Annotated in this window: 13 protein-coding genes, 4 tRNA genes and 1 pseudogene; 10 read left to right on the top strand and 8 right to left on the bottom strand. The window is 65.6% G+C overall.

Annotated elements, in window-relative coordinates; translation table 11 throughout:
• Positions 1-339: 339 nt before the first annotated feature.
• Positions 340-1,323, bottom strand: coding sequence for an ArsR/SmtB family transcription factor (locus ACNF49_RS07440; RefSeq protein ID WP_357983525.1), 984 nt, complete (start codon positions 1,321-1,323; stop codon positions 340-342).
• A 135-nt stretch (positions 1,324-1,458) separates the two neighbouring features.
• Between ACNF49_RS07440 and ACNF49_RS07435 the strand changes: the two genes are divergently transcribed.
• Complete coding sequence (locus tag ACNF49_RS07435) at positions 1,459-2,313, top strand: isocitrate lyase/PEP mutase family protein (RefSeq protein ID WP_482943211.1); 855 nt, start codon at positions 1,459-1,461, stop codon at positions 2,311-2,313.
• 264 nt (positions 2,314-2,577) lie between these two features.
• Here the strand turns inward: ACNF49_RS07435 and ACNF49_RS07430 are convergent, their stop codons facing one another.
• Positions 2,578-2,874: a hypothetical protein gene (locus ACNF49_RS07430; RefSeq protein ID WP_482943210.1), complete on the bottom strand. Its 297-nt coding sequence runs from the start codon at positions 2,872-2,874 to the stop codon at positions 2,578-2,580.
• 290 nt (positions 2,875-3,164) lie between these two features.
• Between ACNF49_RS07430 and ACNF49_RS07425 the strand changes: the two genes are divergently transcribed.
• Together ACNF49_RS07425 and ACNF49_RS07420 are read left to right on the top strand one after the other, a co-directional pair.
• Positions 3,165-3,962, top strand: a complete 798-nt coding sequence (locus ACNF49_RS07425) for a hypothetical protein (RefSeq protein WP_482943209.1) — start codon at positions 3,165-3,167, stop codon at positions 3,960-3,962.
• Between the two features lie 897 nt (positions 3,963-4,859).
• A complete protein-coding gene (locus tag ACNF49_RS07420) occupies positions 4,860-5,165 on the top strand; it encodes a KH domain-containing protein (RefSeq protein WP_482943208.1) in 306 nt (101 codons plus the stop codon).
• A gap of 573 nt (positions 5,166-5,738) precedes the next feature.
• On the opposite strand, the gene fxsT is transcribed toward ACNF49_RS07420, so the two are convergent.
• The gene (fxsT, locus tag ACNF49_RS07415) at positions 5,739-8,159 is read right to left on the bottom strand and encodes an FxSxx-COOH system tetratricopeptide repeat protein (protein WP_482943207.1); all 2,421 of its coding nucleotides are present in this window, start codon (positions 8,157-8,159) and stop codon (positions 5,739-5,741) included.
• Between the two features lie 162 nt (positions 8,160-8,321).
• Here fxsT and ACNF49_RS07410 point away from each other — a divergent pair, with 162 nt between their 5' ends.
• Positions 8,322-8,630: a DUF397 domain-containing protein gene (locus tag ACNF49_RS07410; protein WP_482945491.1), complete on the top strand. Its 309-nt coding sequence runs from the start codon at positions 8,322-8,324 to the stop codon at positions 8,628-8,630.
• Positions 8,631-9,213: 583 nt separating this feature from the next.
• Positions 9,214-9,312: pseudogene (locus ACNF49_RS07405) on the top strand (Imm53 family immunity protein); the annotation flags it as partial.
• A gap of 149 nt (positions 9,313-9,461) precedes the next feature.
• Here ACNF49_RS07405 and ACNF49_RS07400 read toward each other — a convergent pair.
• The 4 genes from ACNF49_RS07400 to ACNF49_RS07385 form a co-directional block, all read right to left on the bottom strand.
• A tRNA-Phe gene (locus tag ACNF49_RS07400) sits at positions 9,462-9,538 on the bottom strand.
• 5 nt (positions 9,539-9,543) lie between these two features.
• Positions 9,544-9,618 (bottom strand) — tRNA-Asp (locus tag ACNF49_RS07395).
• A 109-nt stretch (positions 9,619-9,727) separates the two neighbouring features.
• Positions 9,728-9,800, bottom strand: a tRNA-Glu gene (locus ACNF49_RS07390).
• The gene (locus ACNF49_RS07385) at positions 9,801-11,306 is read right to left on the bottom strand and encodes a metallophosphoesterase family protein (protein WP_357983543.1); all 1,506 of its coding nucleotides are present in this window, start codon (positions 11,304-11,306) and stop codon (positions 9,801-9,803) included.
• An 87-nt stretch (positions 11,307-11,393) separates the two neighbouring features.
• Between ACNF49_RS07385 and ACNF49_RS07380 the strand changes: the two genes are divergently transcribed.
• Positions 11,394-11,744 (top strand): metallopeptidase family protein, encoded by a 351-nt coding sequence (locus ACNF49_RS07380; RefSeq protein WP_387681579.1) that lies wholly within the window; start codon positions 11,394-11,396, stop codon positions 11,742-11,744.
• Between the two features lie 109 nt (positions 11,745-11,853).
• Positions 11,854-13,140, top strand: coding sequence for an MFS transporter (locus ACNF49_RS07375; protein WP_482943205.1), 1,287 nt, complete (start codon positions 11,854-11,856; stop codon positions 13,138-13,140).
• Here the strand turns inward: ACNF49_RS07375 and ACNF49_RS07370 are convergent, their stop codons facing one another.
• Complete coding sequence (locus ACNF49_RS07370) at positions 13,141-13,434, bottom strand: PspC domain-containing protein (RefSeq protein WP_357983549.1); 294 nt, start codon at positions 13,432-13,434, stop codon at positions 13,141-13,143.
• Between the two features lie 91 nt (positions 13,435-13,525).
• Between ACNF49_RS07370 and ACNF49_RS07365 the strand changes: the two genes are divergently transcribed.
• From ACNF49_RS07365 to ACNF49_RS07355, 3 genes are all read left to right on the top strand, one after another.
• Entirely contained in the window at positions 13,526-14,680 is a 1,155-nt protein-coding gene (locus ACNF49_RS07365; protein WP_357983552.1) for an acyl-CoA dehydrogenase family protein, read from the top strand.
• Between the two features lie 49 nt (positions 14,681-14,729).
• Positions 14,730-14,805 (top strand) — tRNA-Lys (locus ACNF49_RS07360).
• 59 nt (positions 14,806-14,864) lie between these two features.
• A complete protein-coding gene (locus ACNF49_RS07355; RefSeq protein ID WP_482943204.1) occupies positions 14,865-15,440 on the top strand; it encodes an ArsR/SmtB family transcription factor in 576 nt (191 codons plus the stop codon).
• Positions 15,441-15,442: the final 2 nt, after the last annotated feature.

Below are 15,442 nucleotides of genomic sequence, written 5' to 3'. Positions count from 1 at the left end.
GATCCAGACAAAAAAGATCAACGCCTCCGCGGCCTCACAGCACGCCCCCGGCTGACCAGGCCCCACCCCCGGCCGCGCAACCCGCCGCGCCAGAACCACCCCCACAGCCCAGCAGCGAGCACAAGGCCCGCACCGGCCCCCGTCCGGCCTGTCACCCAACCCACCCAACGATCAGCCGCAACGCCGCCAATGCACCGAACAGCCGCCCCACCCCCACCAGACCCCCTCAGAAGACCCCACCCTCAGCCCCACCAGCGCCCTTCCAAGGCTCCACCGTCAACCCCACCAGCGCCCCTGCCCTCAACCTCACCAGAGCCCCTCAAAAGGCTCCACTCCCGCTCACACCTGTGCCGTGAGCAGGGCGTCCGCGAGACCCGTGCGGGCGTAGAACACCGTGCGGCCCGCCCGGTGAGTGCTGGTCAGCCCGGCGGCCCGCAGCGCGGTGAGATGCTGCGACACCCCCGCCGCGGACATCCCCGACCGCTCGGCGAGCTCGGTGGTCGAGGCCGGCGAGTCGAGTTCGGCCAGGATCAACGCCCGGGAACGGCCGATCACGGCGGCGAGCGCGTCCATGGGCGCATGCCGCCGCGACTCCCACAACGCGCCGATGCCACGCGCCGGGTAGGCGAGCTGCGGCGGCTCCGACGCGACGGACCGCGTGAGCACCCGCGGCCACGCGAAGACCGACGGCACGAGAAGCAGCCCCGCACCGGTCTCGATCCTGGTGATCGCACAGTGCCGCTCTGCCAGCCGGAGACCGCCGCTGTCCCAGCGCACGGTGTGGTGGAGCTGGTCGAGCGTCCGCGCCGTACCGTGCTCGGCCACCTGGCGGCCCCGGTGGAAGACGTCCGCGTCCAGCACCGACCGGATCCGCGCCCAGTAGGGCGCGATCGCGAGCTCCCAGTAGGTCTCGATCTCCGCGACGACCTTGGGCAGGTACGCCCGGGGATTGCGGTGCAGGTTCCGCAACCGGGGCGGCAACCGGCCGTCCCGCTCGGCGGACAACAGGTCGAGGTCTCGTCGTACCTGCTCGGGGTCGGTGGCCTCGATGGCCGCCAGTTCGTCGGGCAGCTCATGGGACGCGGTCGTCGGATTGAGAAAGTCCGGGAAATGGCCGACGGGCGCCACCATGTCGGCCAGCCACCCACGATCGAGCCCCGCCGCCGCCACCCGGGGACGCACCTGCTCGGCCCACCCACGATGAGGATCGGGCACCGTGGCCGCGGCCAGCGCCCGGCAACTCGTGACGACCTCCCACATGGACGAGACGGCGAACCGGGTCTCGGCCAGATCGTTCACCGAAAAGGCCAGCCGCGCCTTCATCCCGCCTCCCGGAGGTCCACGATTCGGTCAGAGCTTAATCAATGGACGCCTACCTCGCGGCCCGGCAACATCCCGGACCAGGCACCCACCGAGCCATGGTGCCGGACTCCGAACACCCCGAAGGCGGTCACCCACATGTCTGTGGACAACTCCTCCTCCGCTTCTCCCTCCTCTGAGAGGAAGGCGGACCTCTTCCGCAGGCTCAGCGCCGACTCCGTACTGATCCTCCCCAACGCCTGGGACGCCGCCAGCGCCGCCGTGATCGCCGCAGCCGGCGCCACAGCCATCGCCACGACCAGCGGCGGCGTCTCCTGGTCCCTCGGTCGCGGCGACGGCCAGCACCTCACCCGCGACGAGATGCTGCAAGCCGCCCAGCGCATCGTGAACACCGTGGACCTCCCCGTGACGGTCGACATCGAGGGCGGCTACGGCCCCGCCCCCGAGGACGTCGCGGACACCGTCCGGGCCGTGGCCGGAGTCGGTGCGGTGGGCGTCAACCTGGAGGACTCCCAGGCCGTCGGCGGCCCGCTGTTCGACCTCGCCGACCAGACCGCCAGACTCCACGCGGCCCGGGAGGCGGCGGCCGCGGCGGGCCTGCCCGGACTGTTCGTCAACGCCCGCACCGACGTCTTCCTCTTCGCCATCGGCCCCTCCGCCGGCCGCCTGGACGAGGTGCTCAAGCGCACGGCGGCGTACGCCGAGGCCGGCGCCGACGGCATCTTCGTCCCTGGCCTCCTCGACCTCGACGCGCTGGCCACCCTGTGCGCCGAGTCCCCGCTCCCGGTCAACGCGATGGCCGTCGCCGGCGGCCCCACGATCGCCGAACTCACCCAGGCCGGCGTCCGCCGGATCAGCCTCGGCACCGCGCTCGCCCAAACCGCCTACACCGCCGCCCGCAAAGCCGCCGCCGAACTCCTCACCACCGGCACCTACGACTCCTTGACCGACTTCCTGGACTTCAGCACCCTGAACACCCTCTTCCACCCTTGACCCCACCCCGACAGCCGAGCCCTGGCCGCCGCCACGCCATGCCCCGAGCCGTCGATAACGCGACACGCGGCGGCCCACCGCTGGCCAGGCGAACCCGGTGACACCGTCATCGGGCGCGCTTCGCTATGACCCGATCCCGGAGTACGCGAACGTAGTCGAATCCCCGGCCCTCCAACCGCCGCACGACCCACTGAGCAGCACAATCGTCAGGATCGAGTTCCCGTAAGTGAGATCGAAGGCTCTCGATCGCGATCCTTGGCTCTCTCACATTCGCCCGGTCTCCGTCGCCGGCACCCATGCAAGAGTCACGCCTTTCTGCGACTCCCCCTTGCGGTAGATCTCGCGGGCGTCGCGTCCCTGCGCCCATCGCCGGGCGTACGGGGCAGCCTCGACCACGATGCCGTCACGCACGACCAGTCCAACGGTGGCGTGGTGCGTGGACCACCAGATGAGGCCATTCCTGAAATCGTCATCCACGACCGAACCGTAGCGGCGGCATACGACACGGCTAACGGCGTGGACGAACTGGACGTCGACGCCCCACCGCACATCGTCGGCCACAGTGACATCGAGGCCACCATGACGATCCACGCACACGCCTCCAGAAGGGCGAAGCGAAAGGCTCTCGGCACGCCCGACGACTGTGCCCGTCACTCGCAGCGCTCGAAGACGAGTTCCTCGCCACGCCTCCTTCGTCAAAGTCGGCATCGCGCTGGGAACCGAAAGGCACAGGCTCAGAGCCCGCGGAGAAGGTCTGCGAATCCCCAATGTCATCCGATCGCGCTCTGATCTTCGATGGTCGCATTCGGCCCGTGTTCCGGACGTGATCCGATCGCGGCAGGATCACCATCATGAGGCGGATGATCACATCTTTGGTGGCCTGCGGTGCTCTGCTGGCGGGTGCTCCTCCCGCGCAGGCAGTGACCAAGAATCCTCTCCAGGCGCTGAAGGCAGTTCTGGCACCCGGACACGGCATGCATGTCACAGAGACCACCACCCTCTTAGAGGGCGCCGACGAACGGGCGAAGCGCCGACGCAAGGGGATCTTCGAGTTCAACGCCAAGGGTGAGGTCAAGGCCCTGGACGTCTCCACCACCGGAGGTGAGTACGGGCGCGAACGTGTCATCGGCTTCAACCACGACATTGGCGGCACCAGCTACCAGTCCGGCGGCCTCATAGGAAAATCGCTGAAGAAGGACAAGACGTGGTGGAAGGACTCCCACCAGTTGCACCTCTGGCACACCGAGCTGCTCGGCTACGACGAGCAGCTGGTCAACCCGGCTGAGCCCGCGACCCTGGCCGCCCTGCTGAAGAACGGGCAGCGGAGCGGGGACACCGTCACCGGCGCGATCACCTTCAAGGAGCTCGGGCAGGTCTCCCGCTGGGCGGAGTACTCGCCCCACGCCGGCTGGGATCCGGCCACGAGGCTCGCCTACACCGTCACGCTGACTTCCGCGGGCCTGGTCAGCAGGGTGCAGAGCACGTTCACGTTCGCCGACGGCCTCGACGAACTGGCGGGCAAGACCCTCCGCGTCGACACCCACTACCAACGGTGGGGCAGCAAGGTATCCATCAAAGCGCCGGACCCCCGCAAGACGACCACCGAGCTCTGCATCGAAGGCGTCTGCAATTGGCGCCTTCCGGGCTGAGGACGGGAGGGATGGGCGAGAGCCATCCCAATGACTCATGCGGCACGGGCTTACAGACTTCGCATACTGGTCCATGACTGAACAACACCGCTGTTGCTCCTACTACATCGCACCAAGCATTCTGCGCCGAGGACATAGTCCTCTGTCACAATTGGCGTGAATGGTTAGGCGAGTACACGACCGCCTAACTTACTGACATGACTGACTACCCAAAGTCGCTCTAGATATCGCTCGTGATCGCTTGCCTGACAGGGCTGTCCCTCCTGAGCGGCACCAAACCAAACCTGCCGCAACACTGCGGACACTGCCCCTCCTGGGGGGGTGTTAGAGCGTCGTCCGGCGCCATCTCGTTCCCCCGCTTAGGCAAGAAGCGCCTCGACAGGCTCAACGCGGCCGACGTCCGCCAGTTCGTGACGTCGTTTCGGTCCGGCTGCCAGTGTCGCCAGCACGGATGGACAAGGCGCGGAAGCCGTCCGAGCGCTGCGCCAAGAAGAGCGGCGAGTGTTGTGCCTACAAGATCGAGCCTCGGATGGTCCAGTTCATCCACGCCGTTCTGAGGAACGCCCTGGGGAGCGCCGTCCGGAAAGAGATCACCGCGCAAAGTCGCGAAGCTCATCAAGATCTCGCCCCCAGTACAAGGTCAACAGTGGCCTCACGGCCACTCAGGCGTCAGGGGCAGGGTCGAACTGCCGACCTTCCGCTTTTCAGGCGGACCAATCGCCCTGATCGGATGCCGGATTTCGTGGTCAGAGGGTGGTGGACGGTCGGTCGAAGTGAGCCCGCGTGCGGGGACGTTGCTGTCAGGGCTGCTGTCATCGCGCATGCAAGATCATGACCTTGGTCCGCTACTGTCGCCCGAGTCGATCTACCGGCAAGCGGGAGAACGGAGAGGCTGTCGTGGCGCAGACACCTCATGCGGAGACGCACCTCCTCGCAGAGGCACTCCGCGTCGGGGCGGTCCTGGCCGCCTCCGGCCCGGTCATCCTGAAGACCTCCAGGATCGGCGCGGCAGAGCTGAACGTCGGGATCTGCAGGGGAACCGACTCCGTCGTTCCGTTCCTCATGACGACAAGTCCATGGGGGCAGCTGCTCTCGTGGGCCGAACTCCTGCTACCGGTGATCCTGGCCGGCCTCCTGCTGCGCGCCTCGCCACGAACCACGCTCTTCGGGGTCGCGGCGATCTGCGTCGTCCTCTCGTTCTGAGTGTTCACGATCTTCCTCCCACCCCGGCCCCACCCCTGACCGGCCAGTCCTCTGCCGTTGACGGGCCCTGGCCGTCGATCCTCTGTTATGCCGTGGCCATCGCCGCGTTGCTCCCGGCGGCTCGTTCGCCCCTGCCTCCGGCGCGGAAGGGAGCCTTGCTCTGGGCGGGGGCCATCGTGGCGGCTGCGTGGACGGCCGGCCAGCTCTCTATCCCGAGCGGTGAGTCCACCTCCTTCGGCTGGTTCGCCTACACACCGCCTCCGGAGCTGTTGTGGAAGCAACCGGGGGCGTGAACAGATCCAGTTCGAGCCGTTCCAAATCGTTCAATGCAGGTCAGTGGGCATGGGTGGTCTGCTCTGAACGGGCTGGTACGGGCTTGAACTGCAACAGGGACTGCAACTGACGGTTGATCGTCTGCGATGCGGCCTCTGTAACTCGCGCCATGTTCAGCATGGTTGGCCAGACTATTTCGACGAGCAGGCTCCTCTTATCGAGTCCAAAAGACCGATTCACCGTGATTCTCTCTTGGAGACCCTCTATGGGCGCTCCCCGTCCCGTAGAAAGTCCCTCATCTCAGGGATGCCTCTCGGCGCGCTCCGTCCAATGCACGAGTTCCGTGCGTACTTTCACGGACTGGGGATGCCTCGGGCCTAGAATTCGTTCCATCACTGGAAGCAAAGCGGCGTACTGCTCCTTTGCCGCGAGCGCATCACCTGCTAGCCCTGTGAAATGAGCATGATTCGCGCGCTCAGCTAACGTATCTGGATGCTGTGGCCCGCGCACCCGCTCCATAACCTTCAACAGTGCAATGTAATGGTCCCGTGCCGCAATCACGTCACCAGCCTTCCCTGTTAGGTAAATAAGACCACTCCAGACACCCAGCGTCGTTCGGTGCTCCGGACCCAACACCCGCTTGATAACCGGCAGAAGCACCAGGCATTGGTCTCGCGCCGTTCCGGCATCTCCCGCCATCCCTAACCAATAGGCGAAGTTGGCACGAGCACTCAACGTACTCGGATGTTCCAGACCCAACACCTGCTCAACTATCGGCAGCAGAGCCTTGTATTGATCTTGCGCACCGCAGGCATCTCCAACGAATCCGGTCCAGCGAGCAAGGTCGGCGCGGGTACTCAACGTGCTTGGATGTTCCGGACCCAATACCTGCTCCATCATCGGTAGCAGTATCTCGTACTGTTCTCGTGCCGCGAGTTGATCGCCTGCCCATCCGGTGAAGAAGGCGAAGTTAGCTCGGGAACTCAACGTATCCGGATGCTTCGGACCCAGCACGCGTTCCATCACCGGGAGCAAGGCCACGTATTGGTCCCGTGCAGCTTCCCTGTCTCCGGCGAGGCCTGTCCATCGAGCGAGATTGTTGCGGGCAGTCAGCGTCTCAATGTGCTCGGCCCCCAACCTCTCGGACAGAGCTTTCACGCGGTGCTGCTGAAGGGTTTGAGCGGTGCGATCGTCACCACTGGCATCCAGATAATCGATCACGTTTCTCATGGCAGAAGAGTCCGGAGCCAGAACGGCCCGTGCGTGCGGCAGCAGGCGAGCGTACAGCGGCCAGAAGGAAATGTCCTTCGGTTCATTCGGAAGTACAGCCTCAAGCCGTTGGGCCGCGGTGGTGCGGACAGCCGTTAGTTCATCATCGGACAGGTCGGCAAGCGTGACGGATTGAACTAGGCGATGCACACTTATATGTTGCCCATCCGGCGACCTGTTGATCATGCTGTAGGAGGCCAACGCACCCAGGGCTTCGGCGACTGCCATCTCATCGGCACCGTCAACGCCATACAGCACTTGGCAGGGCAGATGATCTGGGGCATAGCAGGCCAGCAATCGCAGGAGACGAACCGCCAGTGGGTCCGTCTCTGCAATACGGTCTTGAGTTACGGCCCAGGTGCGAGCGATGACTTGCTCGGATCCTCGACCCCGATGGCCGTCAGCGGTCAGGACGCGACGGGGAGCCGTACGCAGCAGACGCAGATATCGAGGCAAATCCATCCCGGGGGTGGCGGCGATGTAGGCGCCAGCCTGCTTAAGTGCGAGCGGGAGGCCGCCTAGTTCCTCGGCCAGCTCGTTAGCCAAACTCGGTACCCAAATAGCCGAGCCGCTGATGGTTTGCGACAGCAGTTCGACCGCATCAACCCGTGACAGGACGTCGAGGTGGACCACCGTGGCAATCTCCCGCCAACCGATGTCGCGCCTACTCGTAATAACCGCATGCCCCGCCTGCAGTTGCCCAAGATAAGGTTGCAAGTGATCGATCTCGTCAACATTGTCAAAGACCACCAGCCAGTCCGAACGACTAGAAAGCCAAGCTAATGCCCAAGCTGCAGCTTCCTCGGTGGGAGCCTGCGCTGCAGCAACTGATGAAATAGCTGTACACAGGGTCCGGCACAGCCTGGCGAGTCCCGCTTGGATGCTTTCGGGGGTTCCAGCTTCTATCCACCACAGTTGCTTATAGGTGTCTCGATGACGGATGGAATACTGCAGTGCCAGCTCACTCTTGCCGATGCCTCCAAGCCCCACGACCGCCTGGATGATCGCCTTGGGATCTACTGTCAACGCTTGGTTCAGTAGATCCAGGTCATACTCCCGGCCAACGAACACTGATGATGGGCGACGTGGCATACCTGTAATCCCTATCGAGGGCACATCAGCCACGGGAGGCAACGCATGCCTTACGGTGAGTGTCGCCGCTCCCATCCCCTGCGTGCTGCCGGCTTGTTCGATGAGTAGAGATTTCCCTGCCTTGGCGGGCGTCCTTGGCGGAGCAGGCAGGTGCTGAGCGGACGAGGACGAACGCAGTTGCGCCAGTAGGGCTGCACCGGCGACGAACAGGCCAGCAAGGCCGACAAACATGCTGATCACGCTGGCGCGCTTGTCCAAGACATCCAGCACGTCGACAGGCGCCCACAGTGAATCGGTGAAGAGCCCGAGCGTCCCGGCGACCAGCAAAGTCGAAGATATCGCCACCCCAACAGCAACCATCGCCCGACTCTTACGTGGCCCGCTTGGCGGCGTAGCGGAAGGCTGCGAGGAGGGGGAAGCTGTCACGCTTCCCATTCTGCGCAAGAAAGCCTTCGCTGTATATCGCAGGCCGAAATCCCTGAGGCTGTGCCGCAGGATCTTGGCGACCTTTTTGACGCGGGGATGTGGACAGGCGCTTCTCTGCGTGCTTTGATCCAGACAGCACTACAGGCCGATGCTCTTCCTCTAACTGAGACGCCGACGGCAAGGAGACACGGGCCGATGGATAGTCTTTCCTGGGAACTGGCGACAGCTGAGTGGCGCAAGGCGTCTCCGTCACAGACAGCCGATAACTGCGTTGAGGTTGCCGATCTGTCCAGAGGACGCCGCGGCGTTCGCAACAGCAGAAACCCCACCGGGCCAGCGCTAGTCTTTACGTCTAGCGAATGGAAGGCTTTTATTGAAGGCGTAAAAGACGGCGAGTTCGACTAGTACTACAGCCGGATCTCGTGATGCATGAGCCAGCGCCTCCCGTAGTGGCTGGCTCGGGCATGGGTAGTGGTGGCGTCGGCGATGTGACCAGGCCAGTACACAGGTTGAATTCGTAGAGTCATTGGGTCGTGACGCTTCGCCGTATCAGGTGTACGACCGAGGCATGCCGTACGGGCGAAGGGGCAGGCATACACCCGCCGATCAGGAGCGACGGGAGCGGTTACGAGGGCGTCAGCAAGCTGCTGCGACGACACGGGTTGACGCGGGCACTGGCCCGGCGGCCCTCGGGACGGCGCCGAAGGGCTAGTGGCACAAACGCCCCGCACCAAAGTCGGTTGCGGGACGTTTCACGGAGTGGAGCCTAGGAGATTCGAACTCCTGACATGCTGCTTGCAAAGACGCACGCTGATCTCGGTCGACCTGCGAATATGCAGCTCAGCACACTGATCGCCTTCTCCGTGACTCCCCGCCGTTCCCCTTGGCTTGCCACCCCATCGGGCACGGCTGGCAGACTCGCCACGTGATCACGGATGCACTCGTCTTCCTGCGGTCTTGGTATACCTCCTGCTGTAATGACGACTAGGAGCACGGTTACGGCGTGACGATCAAAACCTTGGACAATCCGGGATGGCACCTGATCTCGTCAACACACCTCTTGCAGGAGTCTTGCTGGACCGCCTAGTGGTGGAACGCGCCGAGGATGACTGGGTACACGCCTGGAGCAGCGGGCTCTACTTCGAGGGAGCGCGACGTTGCTGTCACTGTTGCTGTCACCGGACGTCAAAAAGCCCCGAACGGTAATCCGCTCGGGGCTTCCTTGTTGTTCAAAGCTGGTGGTCAGGGGCAGGGTCGAACTGCCGACCTTCCGCTTTTCAGGCGGACGCTCGTACCAACTGAGCTACCTGACCCAGAGCGGTCCTGACGGGACTTGAACCCGCGACCTCCACCTTGACAGGGTGGCGAGCACTCCAAACTGCTCTACAGGACCTTGCGTTTCTTGCGTTTCTTGCGTTTCTTTCTGTTTGCGCTTGCTTAGCTTACCAGCTTCCCGGTGGCCTTTCGACCAGCCGGTTCGCGGTGCGCCAAACACTCGCAAGTGCCCCCAACGGGATTCGAACCCGTGCCGCCGCCTTGAAAGGGCGGTGTCCTAGGCCGCTAGACGATGGGGGCTCAGGATTCCCTGTCGCCTTCCGTCGGAGACCTCTGAAGCATAGGGGACGATTGCCCTTGATGCCAAAGTGGCTGACCGGCGGTCGGTGACGCAGTGCCAGTGACCGTTCCCGTTGGCGACGGGGCGTTCGTTGGCTCCGGAGAAATCATACGTTGTGGGTCGGCCTCCACGTGACGCTGGATGTACACCGACTGCTCCCCAAGGCCGCCCAGCGTGATGTCGTCCCAGGCACGCAGGCGGCGTGTCTCCCGGTCGAAGTACAGAACCGAGGCCTGTACGGGCGTGGGCTGGGCGTGTTCGAGCGCCCGCAGGCCGGCGCCGCCGGTCGAGCCCTGGACGAGCATGCGCGAGCCGGACGGCAGCATGGACGTCGACCGGTCATGCGTGTGACCGGCCAGGATCATGGGCGTGGCCCCGCTGAAGCCGCGGCCGACGACAGGGTCGTGGACGGCCACCACGTCCGCCTTGTCCACGTTGGGCAGGTGTGAGCGGGCGAATTGTTGGAGCGCGTCCGGGTCCGAGTCGACGGCCACCGATTTGTCGGGGGTGAACCGGGGGTCGCCCAGGCCGTAGATGCGCAGGCCCGCGACCTTCTCCACCCTGTCGTCCAGGACCACGGCGTTCTTCTGCCTCTCGACCGCCTTCTGGGTGATCATGGAGTCGTGGTTGCCCCGTACGTACACGTACGGCACCCCGAGGCGGCTGATCTCGTCGACGAACTTGTTCTCCGGTTTGGTCCCGTGGTCCGAGATGTCGCCGGTGTCGATGATCATGTCGACGGCGAACTGGTCCTTGAGCGAGCGGATGACGTTCCAGGCGATGGGGTTGATGTGGATGTCCGAGACGTGCAGGACCCGGATGGAATTGGGGTCGGCGTCGTACAGCGGCAGGGTCGAGACGGTGTCGTACAGCTTCGAGACGTTCGTGACGAGCTTGGTCAGCTGCGACCGGTACGACTCGAACTTCGTCACGATCGACTCCGCGCTGCCCACGAGCGACGGCGCCGCGGCGACCAGACCCGAGTAGCGCGGCTCCACGAGCGAGTTGGGGCGGAACGTGAGGGCGGCGAGGGCCCCGGTGGCCGCGAGGCCCACAGAGGCCGCCAGAAGCCCCACCAGAGCCGTCCTGGGGCGCCTGTAGACCATCAGGACGGCGATCAGGGCCCCCGCCCCGGCACAGAGCATGCTGCGGATAGCCAGGGCGCGCACACCGTCCAGGAGGTCGCTCTCGATGAGGCCCGGCAGGCGGTCGGCCAGTTTGGGGTCCTCGATGAGCGCCTTGGCGCGCTCCTGGTCGATGTTCTCCAGGGTGATGCGGAGCCTGAGCGGGGCGTCGTGGGTCTGGAAGGTCAGCGTGCCGAGGGGGCTGGCGTCGACGACCGTCTCGCCGTTCCAGGCGGGTCTGAGCGACATGCCCGTCTCGACCGGGCCGACCTGGGCGTGCACGGTGCCGCTCAGGAAGATGCCCAGCCACGCGCCGGCAGCGGCCACCAGGAGCACCGCCACGGCCCTCGTTGCACGTGATCGAATGACTGCTTTCAACCTGTCAGCGAACTTCATACAGTTTCTTGCATACCTGACCGACAGGGCAGAATGGCATGCGTGATCGAGGTTTCGCGGGAGAAGTTCGAGGAACTCGTGGCCGAGGCTTTGGACACGATCCCCGCCGAGCTCACCCGCGTCATGAGCAACGTCGTCGTCACGGTCGTCGATGATCCGCCAGAGCCCCACCTGCTCGGCCTGTACACCGGTGTCCCCCTCACGGAGCGCGGCGACTGGTACTCAGGTGTCCTGCCCGACCGGATCGAGATCTACCGCAATCCCATATGTCAGATATGCAAGACAGAAGAGGAAGTCGTTAACGAGGTGCGCATCACCGTTGTCCATGAGGTGGGACACCATTTCGGGATCAGCGATGACAGACTTCACGAACTGGGCTGGTGACCCTTTGCAGCCCGTTGACTTCTTTGGGTTGCGCCTTGCCTCATGATCGGGCACCTTAGGTCACATAGCGAACACGGTGAGTCAGGCACAGCGGAGTCCAATGGGGGCCATGCAGGCAGGTAGGCCGCCGGGACGGCATCGCCGTGCCGAGACAGACCAGGCCACCTACGGCGAGGTCATCGCCATCCGGGAGTTCCGGGCACTCTGGTACGGCCAGGGCCTCTCCCTCCTCGGTGACCAGCTCGCCCAGGTGGCGCTCGCCGTCCTCGTCTACTCCCGCACGGGGTCGCCCCTGGCCACCGCGGCCGTCTACGCGCTGACGTACCTTCCGTCGATCGTCGGGGGGCCGCTGCTGGCGGGGCTGGCCGACCGGTTCGCGCGCCGGGGCGTCATGATGACCTGCGACGTCGTCCGGGCGGTGCTGGTCGGCGTGATGGCGCTGCCGGTGATGCCGTTCTGGGCGTTGTGCGTGCTGGTGTTCTTCGTGGTGCTGCTCAGCGCCCCGTTCTCGGCGGCGCGCGCGGCGCTGCTGCCCGAGGTGCTCGAAGGCGACCGGTACGTCGTCGGCTCGGCGTTGCAGAACATGACGAACCAGGCCGTACAGATGCTGGGTTTCGCCGCGGGCGGAGCGATGATCGCCACCCTGGGCCCCTACCGGGCGCTCGCCCTCGACGCGGCCACGTTCCTCGCCTCGGCCCTGATCCTGGTCTCCGGGGTGCGCCCGCGGCCGGCCGCCGGCCAGGACGGCGCGAAGCCGTCCATGTGGGCGATGACCAGGGCGGGAGCCCGACTCGTCTTCGGCTCGCACAGGTTGCGAACGCTTGTCCTGTTCGCGTGGTTGTGCGGCTTCTACATCCTCCCTGAGGGCCTCGCCGTGCCCTATGCCGCCGAACTCGCCACGGGGTCGTTGTCGGTGCCCGTGATCACCGGTCTGCTGATGGCCGCGATGCCGACGGGCACGGTGGTGGGCGCGTTCCTGTTCAGCAGGTTCGTGACCCCGGCGCGGCGGCTGCGGCTGATGGGGTGGATGGCCATGCTGAGCTGCGCGCCCCTGGCCGTGACGGCGCTCCGGCCGCCGCTCGCGCTGGTGCTGGCCGCGTGGGTTCTGTCGGGGATCGGTGGGGCGTACCAGCTCGCGGCGAACGCGGCGTTCGTCCAGAATGTGCCGCCGGAGCGGCGCGGCCAGGCGTTCGGCCTGGTGCAGTCGGGGTTGATGGCCGTGCAGGGGATCGGGATCCTGGTCGGCGGGTTCGCGGCGGAGAGACTCGGTCCTGAGCTGGTGGTCGCGCTCTCCGGCATCACCGGAGTGATCGCGGCGGCCGTGCTCGCCCTGATGTGGACCGAGTCCCGGGACGACCGTGATGCCCAGGAGCTGCCCGCCCGGGCGCCGGCCTGATCACTGCTGCGGCTTGTGCTCGCCGGTCCAGTCGGTGGCGTTCCGCTGCTGCTGCTTGCTGATCAGGTCCTGGACGATCGAGGTGTCCCGCTCCTCGTCCGGCAGCAGGAGCCAGCCGATCGCGTACACGCCGACGCCGACCCCGCCGAACAGGGTGGCGATGGCGAGGGCGACCCTGATCAGGTTCGCGTCGATGCCGACGTACTCACCGATGCCCGAGCAGACGCCCGCGACGATCCGGCCCTTGTTGGTGCGGCGAAGCTTCTTGACGTTGTGCTCGCTGTATTCGTTCATGTCTCAAGACTGCCCCTGGGGCCGGTGTTAGCACATCAGGATTGTCCCTGGTAGAACCCTGGTAACCCCTTACGCGAGGAGAGGACCCGCCATGGACGATCTGCTGCGCCTCGACGACCGCCTCAACGGCGACCAGCGGCTGATCCGCGACACGGTCAGGTCCTTCGTCGCCGACCGCGTCCTTCCGCACGTGGGCGACTGGTTCGAGGAGGCCGTCTTCCCCGCGCGCGAGCTCGCGCCGGAGCTCGGCTCGCTCGGCCTGCTGGGGATGCACCTGGAGGGCTACGGGTGCGCCGGCACCGACGCGACCTCCTACGGCGTGGCCTGCCGCGAGCTGGAGGCGGGCGACTCCGGCCTGCGCTCGTTCGTGTCGGTGCAGGGCTCGCTGGCGATGTTCCCCATCTGGCGGTACGGCTCCGAGGAGCAGAAGGAGGAATGGCTGCCGCGCATGGCGGCCGGCACGGCGATCGGCTGCTTCGGCCTGACCGAGCCGGACCACGGGTCCGACCCCGCCAACATGCGCACGTACGCCAAGCGGGACGGCTCCGACTGGGTGCTCAACGGCTCCAAGATGTGGATCACCAACGGCTCGATCGCCGACGTCGCCGTGGTGTGGGCGCAGACGGACGAGGGCGTCCGCGGCTTCGTCGTCCCCACCTCCACCCCGGGCTTCTCCGCCCCTGAGATCCACAAGAAGCTGTCACTCAGGGCCTCGGTCACCTCGTCCCTGTACTTCGACGATCTCCGCCTGCCCGCCTCCGCCGTGCTTCCCGACGTCACCGGTCTCAAGGGCCCGCTGTCGTGCCTGTCCGAGGCCCGCTTCGGCATCCTGTGGGGGGTCGTCGGGGCCGCCCGCGCCTGCCTGGAGTCTGCGGTGGACTACGCGAAGACCCGCGTCCAGTTCGACAAGCCGATCGGCGCGTTCCAGCTCACCCAGGAGAAACTGGCCTGGATGTACGTCGGCACCGCCCAGGCCCAGCTCACGGCCCTGCACCTGGGCGCCCTGAAGGACGAGGGACGGCTGGAGCCCCGGCAGATCAGCTTCGGCAAGCTGGCCAACGTGCGGGCCGCCCTGGACATCGCCCGGCAGGCCCGTTCCGTCCTGGGGGGAAACGGGATCACCCTGGAGTACCCTGTGATCAGGCACATGAACAATCTGGAGTCTGTGCTGACGTACGAGGGGACCCAGGAGATTCACACACTGGTGCTCGGGGAGGCTCTGACGGGGCTGCCCGCTTACCGGTGATGGAGGCGTCGCGGGCGGGGCGGTAATCTCTGTACCCTTGCTCGTGCGAGGGGCGTTAGCTCAATTGGCAGAGCTGCGGACTTTTAATCCGTAGGTTCCGGGTTCGAGCCCCGGGCGCCCTACCACACCAGACCCCATCTGACCTGGGCTTTCTCGGTTCTTGAGCCTCTTCTGAGAGGCGAGAATGGCCGAGTTGATGCTCGTCACATGCTCTTCGGCACGCGTCCGGCTCATCGGGGCCCGACAGCGGGGCGAAATGTCGCGGTTCGGGCTGTCGGCTACCGCCCGTATTCCGCTCGTCCACCTTGGCATCTGGGTCGGTTTCCCGCGCGCCGCCCTCCCGAACGCGACGGTCGATGCCCTACGTCGAAGTCCGCAAGCCTGGCTTCCCTCTTCACAATTAATCGTCTATCGTCGATGTTCGATGAACGACACGATGGGGCCTCTGCCGCGTGCCGAGGCTGAGGAGTATGCGAGCTGGTTCAAGGCGTTGGCCGACGCCACCCGCATCCAGATCGTGTCGTTGCTGGCCCGGCGGCGTGAGCCGATGAGCGTGGGCGAGATCGTGGCCGCTTCCGGAGTGGGTCAGTCCACAGTGTCGCACCACCTGAAGATCCTGTCCGAGGTGCGGTTCCTCCTGGTGGAGCGGCAAGGGACGTCGAGCCTGTACCGCATCAACGAGAACTGCGTGAGCTGCTTCCCCACCGCCGCCGACGTGGTGATGGGCAACCCGGCGCCGGCCGCGCCAGCCTGCGACTAAGG

The organism is Actinomadura sp. ATCC 39365 (assembly GCF_054392275.1).
The sequence above is the reverse complement of the archived record's forward strand: the minus strand, read 5'-3'. Positions and strand labels throughout refer to the sequence as shown.

Excerpts from the sequence above, each read along its gene's own strand:
- ACNF49_RS07440 (WP_357983525.1), bottom strand. The coding sequence starts at position 1,323 with ATGAAGGCGCGGCTGGCCTTTTCGGTGAACGATCTGGCCGAGACCCGG.
- ACNF49_RS07435 (WP_482943211.1), top strand. The coding sequence starts at position 1,459 with ATGTCTGTGGACAACTCCTCCTCCGCTTCTCCCTCCTCTGAGAGGAAG.
- ACNF49_RS07425 (WP_482943209.1), top strand. The coding sequence starts at position 3,165 with ATGAGGCGGATGATCACATCTTTGGTGGCCTGCGGTGCTCTGCTGGCG.
- fxsT (WP_482943207.1), bottom strand. The coding sequence starts at position 8,159 with ATGGTTGCTGTTGGGGTGGCGATATCTTCGACTTTGCTGGTCGCCGGG.
- ACNF49_RS07410 (WP_482945491.1), top strand. The coding sequence starts at position 8,322 with ATGTGGACAGGCGCTTCTCTGCGTGCTTTGATCCAGACAGCACTACAG.
- ACNF49_RS07380 (WP_387681579.1), top strand. The coding sequence starts at position 11,394 with ATGGCATGCGTGATCGAGGTTTCGCGGGAGAAGTTCGAGGAACTCGTG.
- ACNF49_RS07375 (WP_482943205.1), top strand. The coding sequence starts at position 11,854 with ATGCAGGCAGGTAGGCCGCCGGGACGGCATCGCCGTGCCGAGACAGAC.
- ACNF49_RS07370 (WP_357983549.1), bottom strand. The coding sequence starts at position 13,434 with ATGAACGAATACAGCGAGCACAACGTCAAGAAGCTTCGCCGCACCAAC.
- ACNF49_RS07365 (WP_357983552.1), top strand. The coding sequence starts at position 13,526 with ATGGACGATCTGCTGCGCCTCGACGACCGCCTCAACGGCGACCAGCGG.
- ACNF49_RS07355 (WP_482943204.1), top strand. The coding sequence starts at position 14,865 with ATGGCCGAGTTGATGCTCGTCACATGCTCTTCGGCACGCGTCCGGCTC.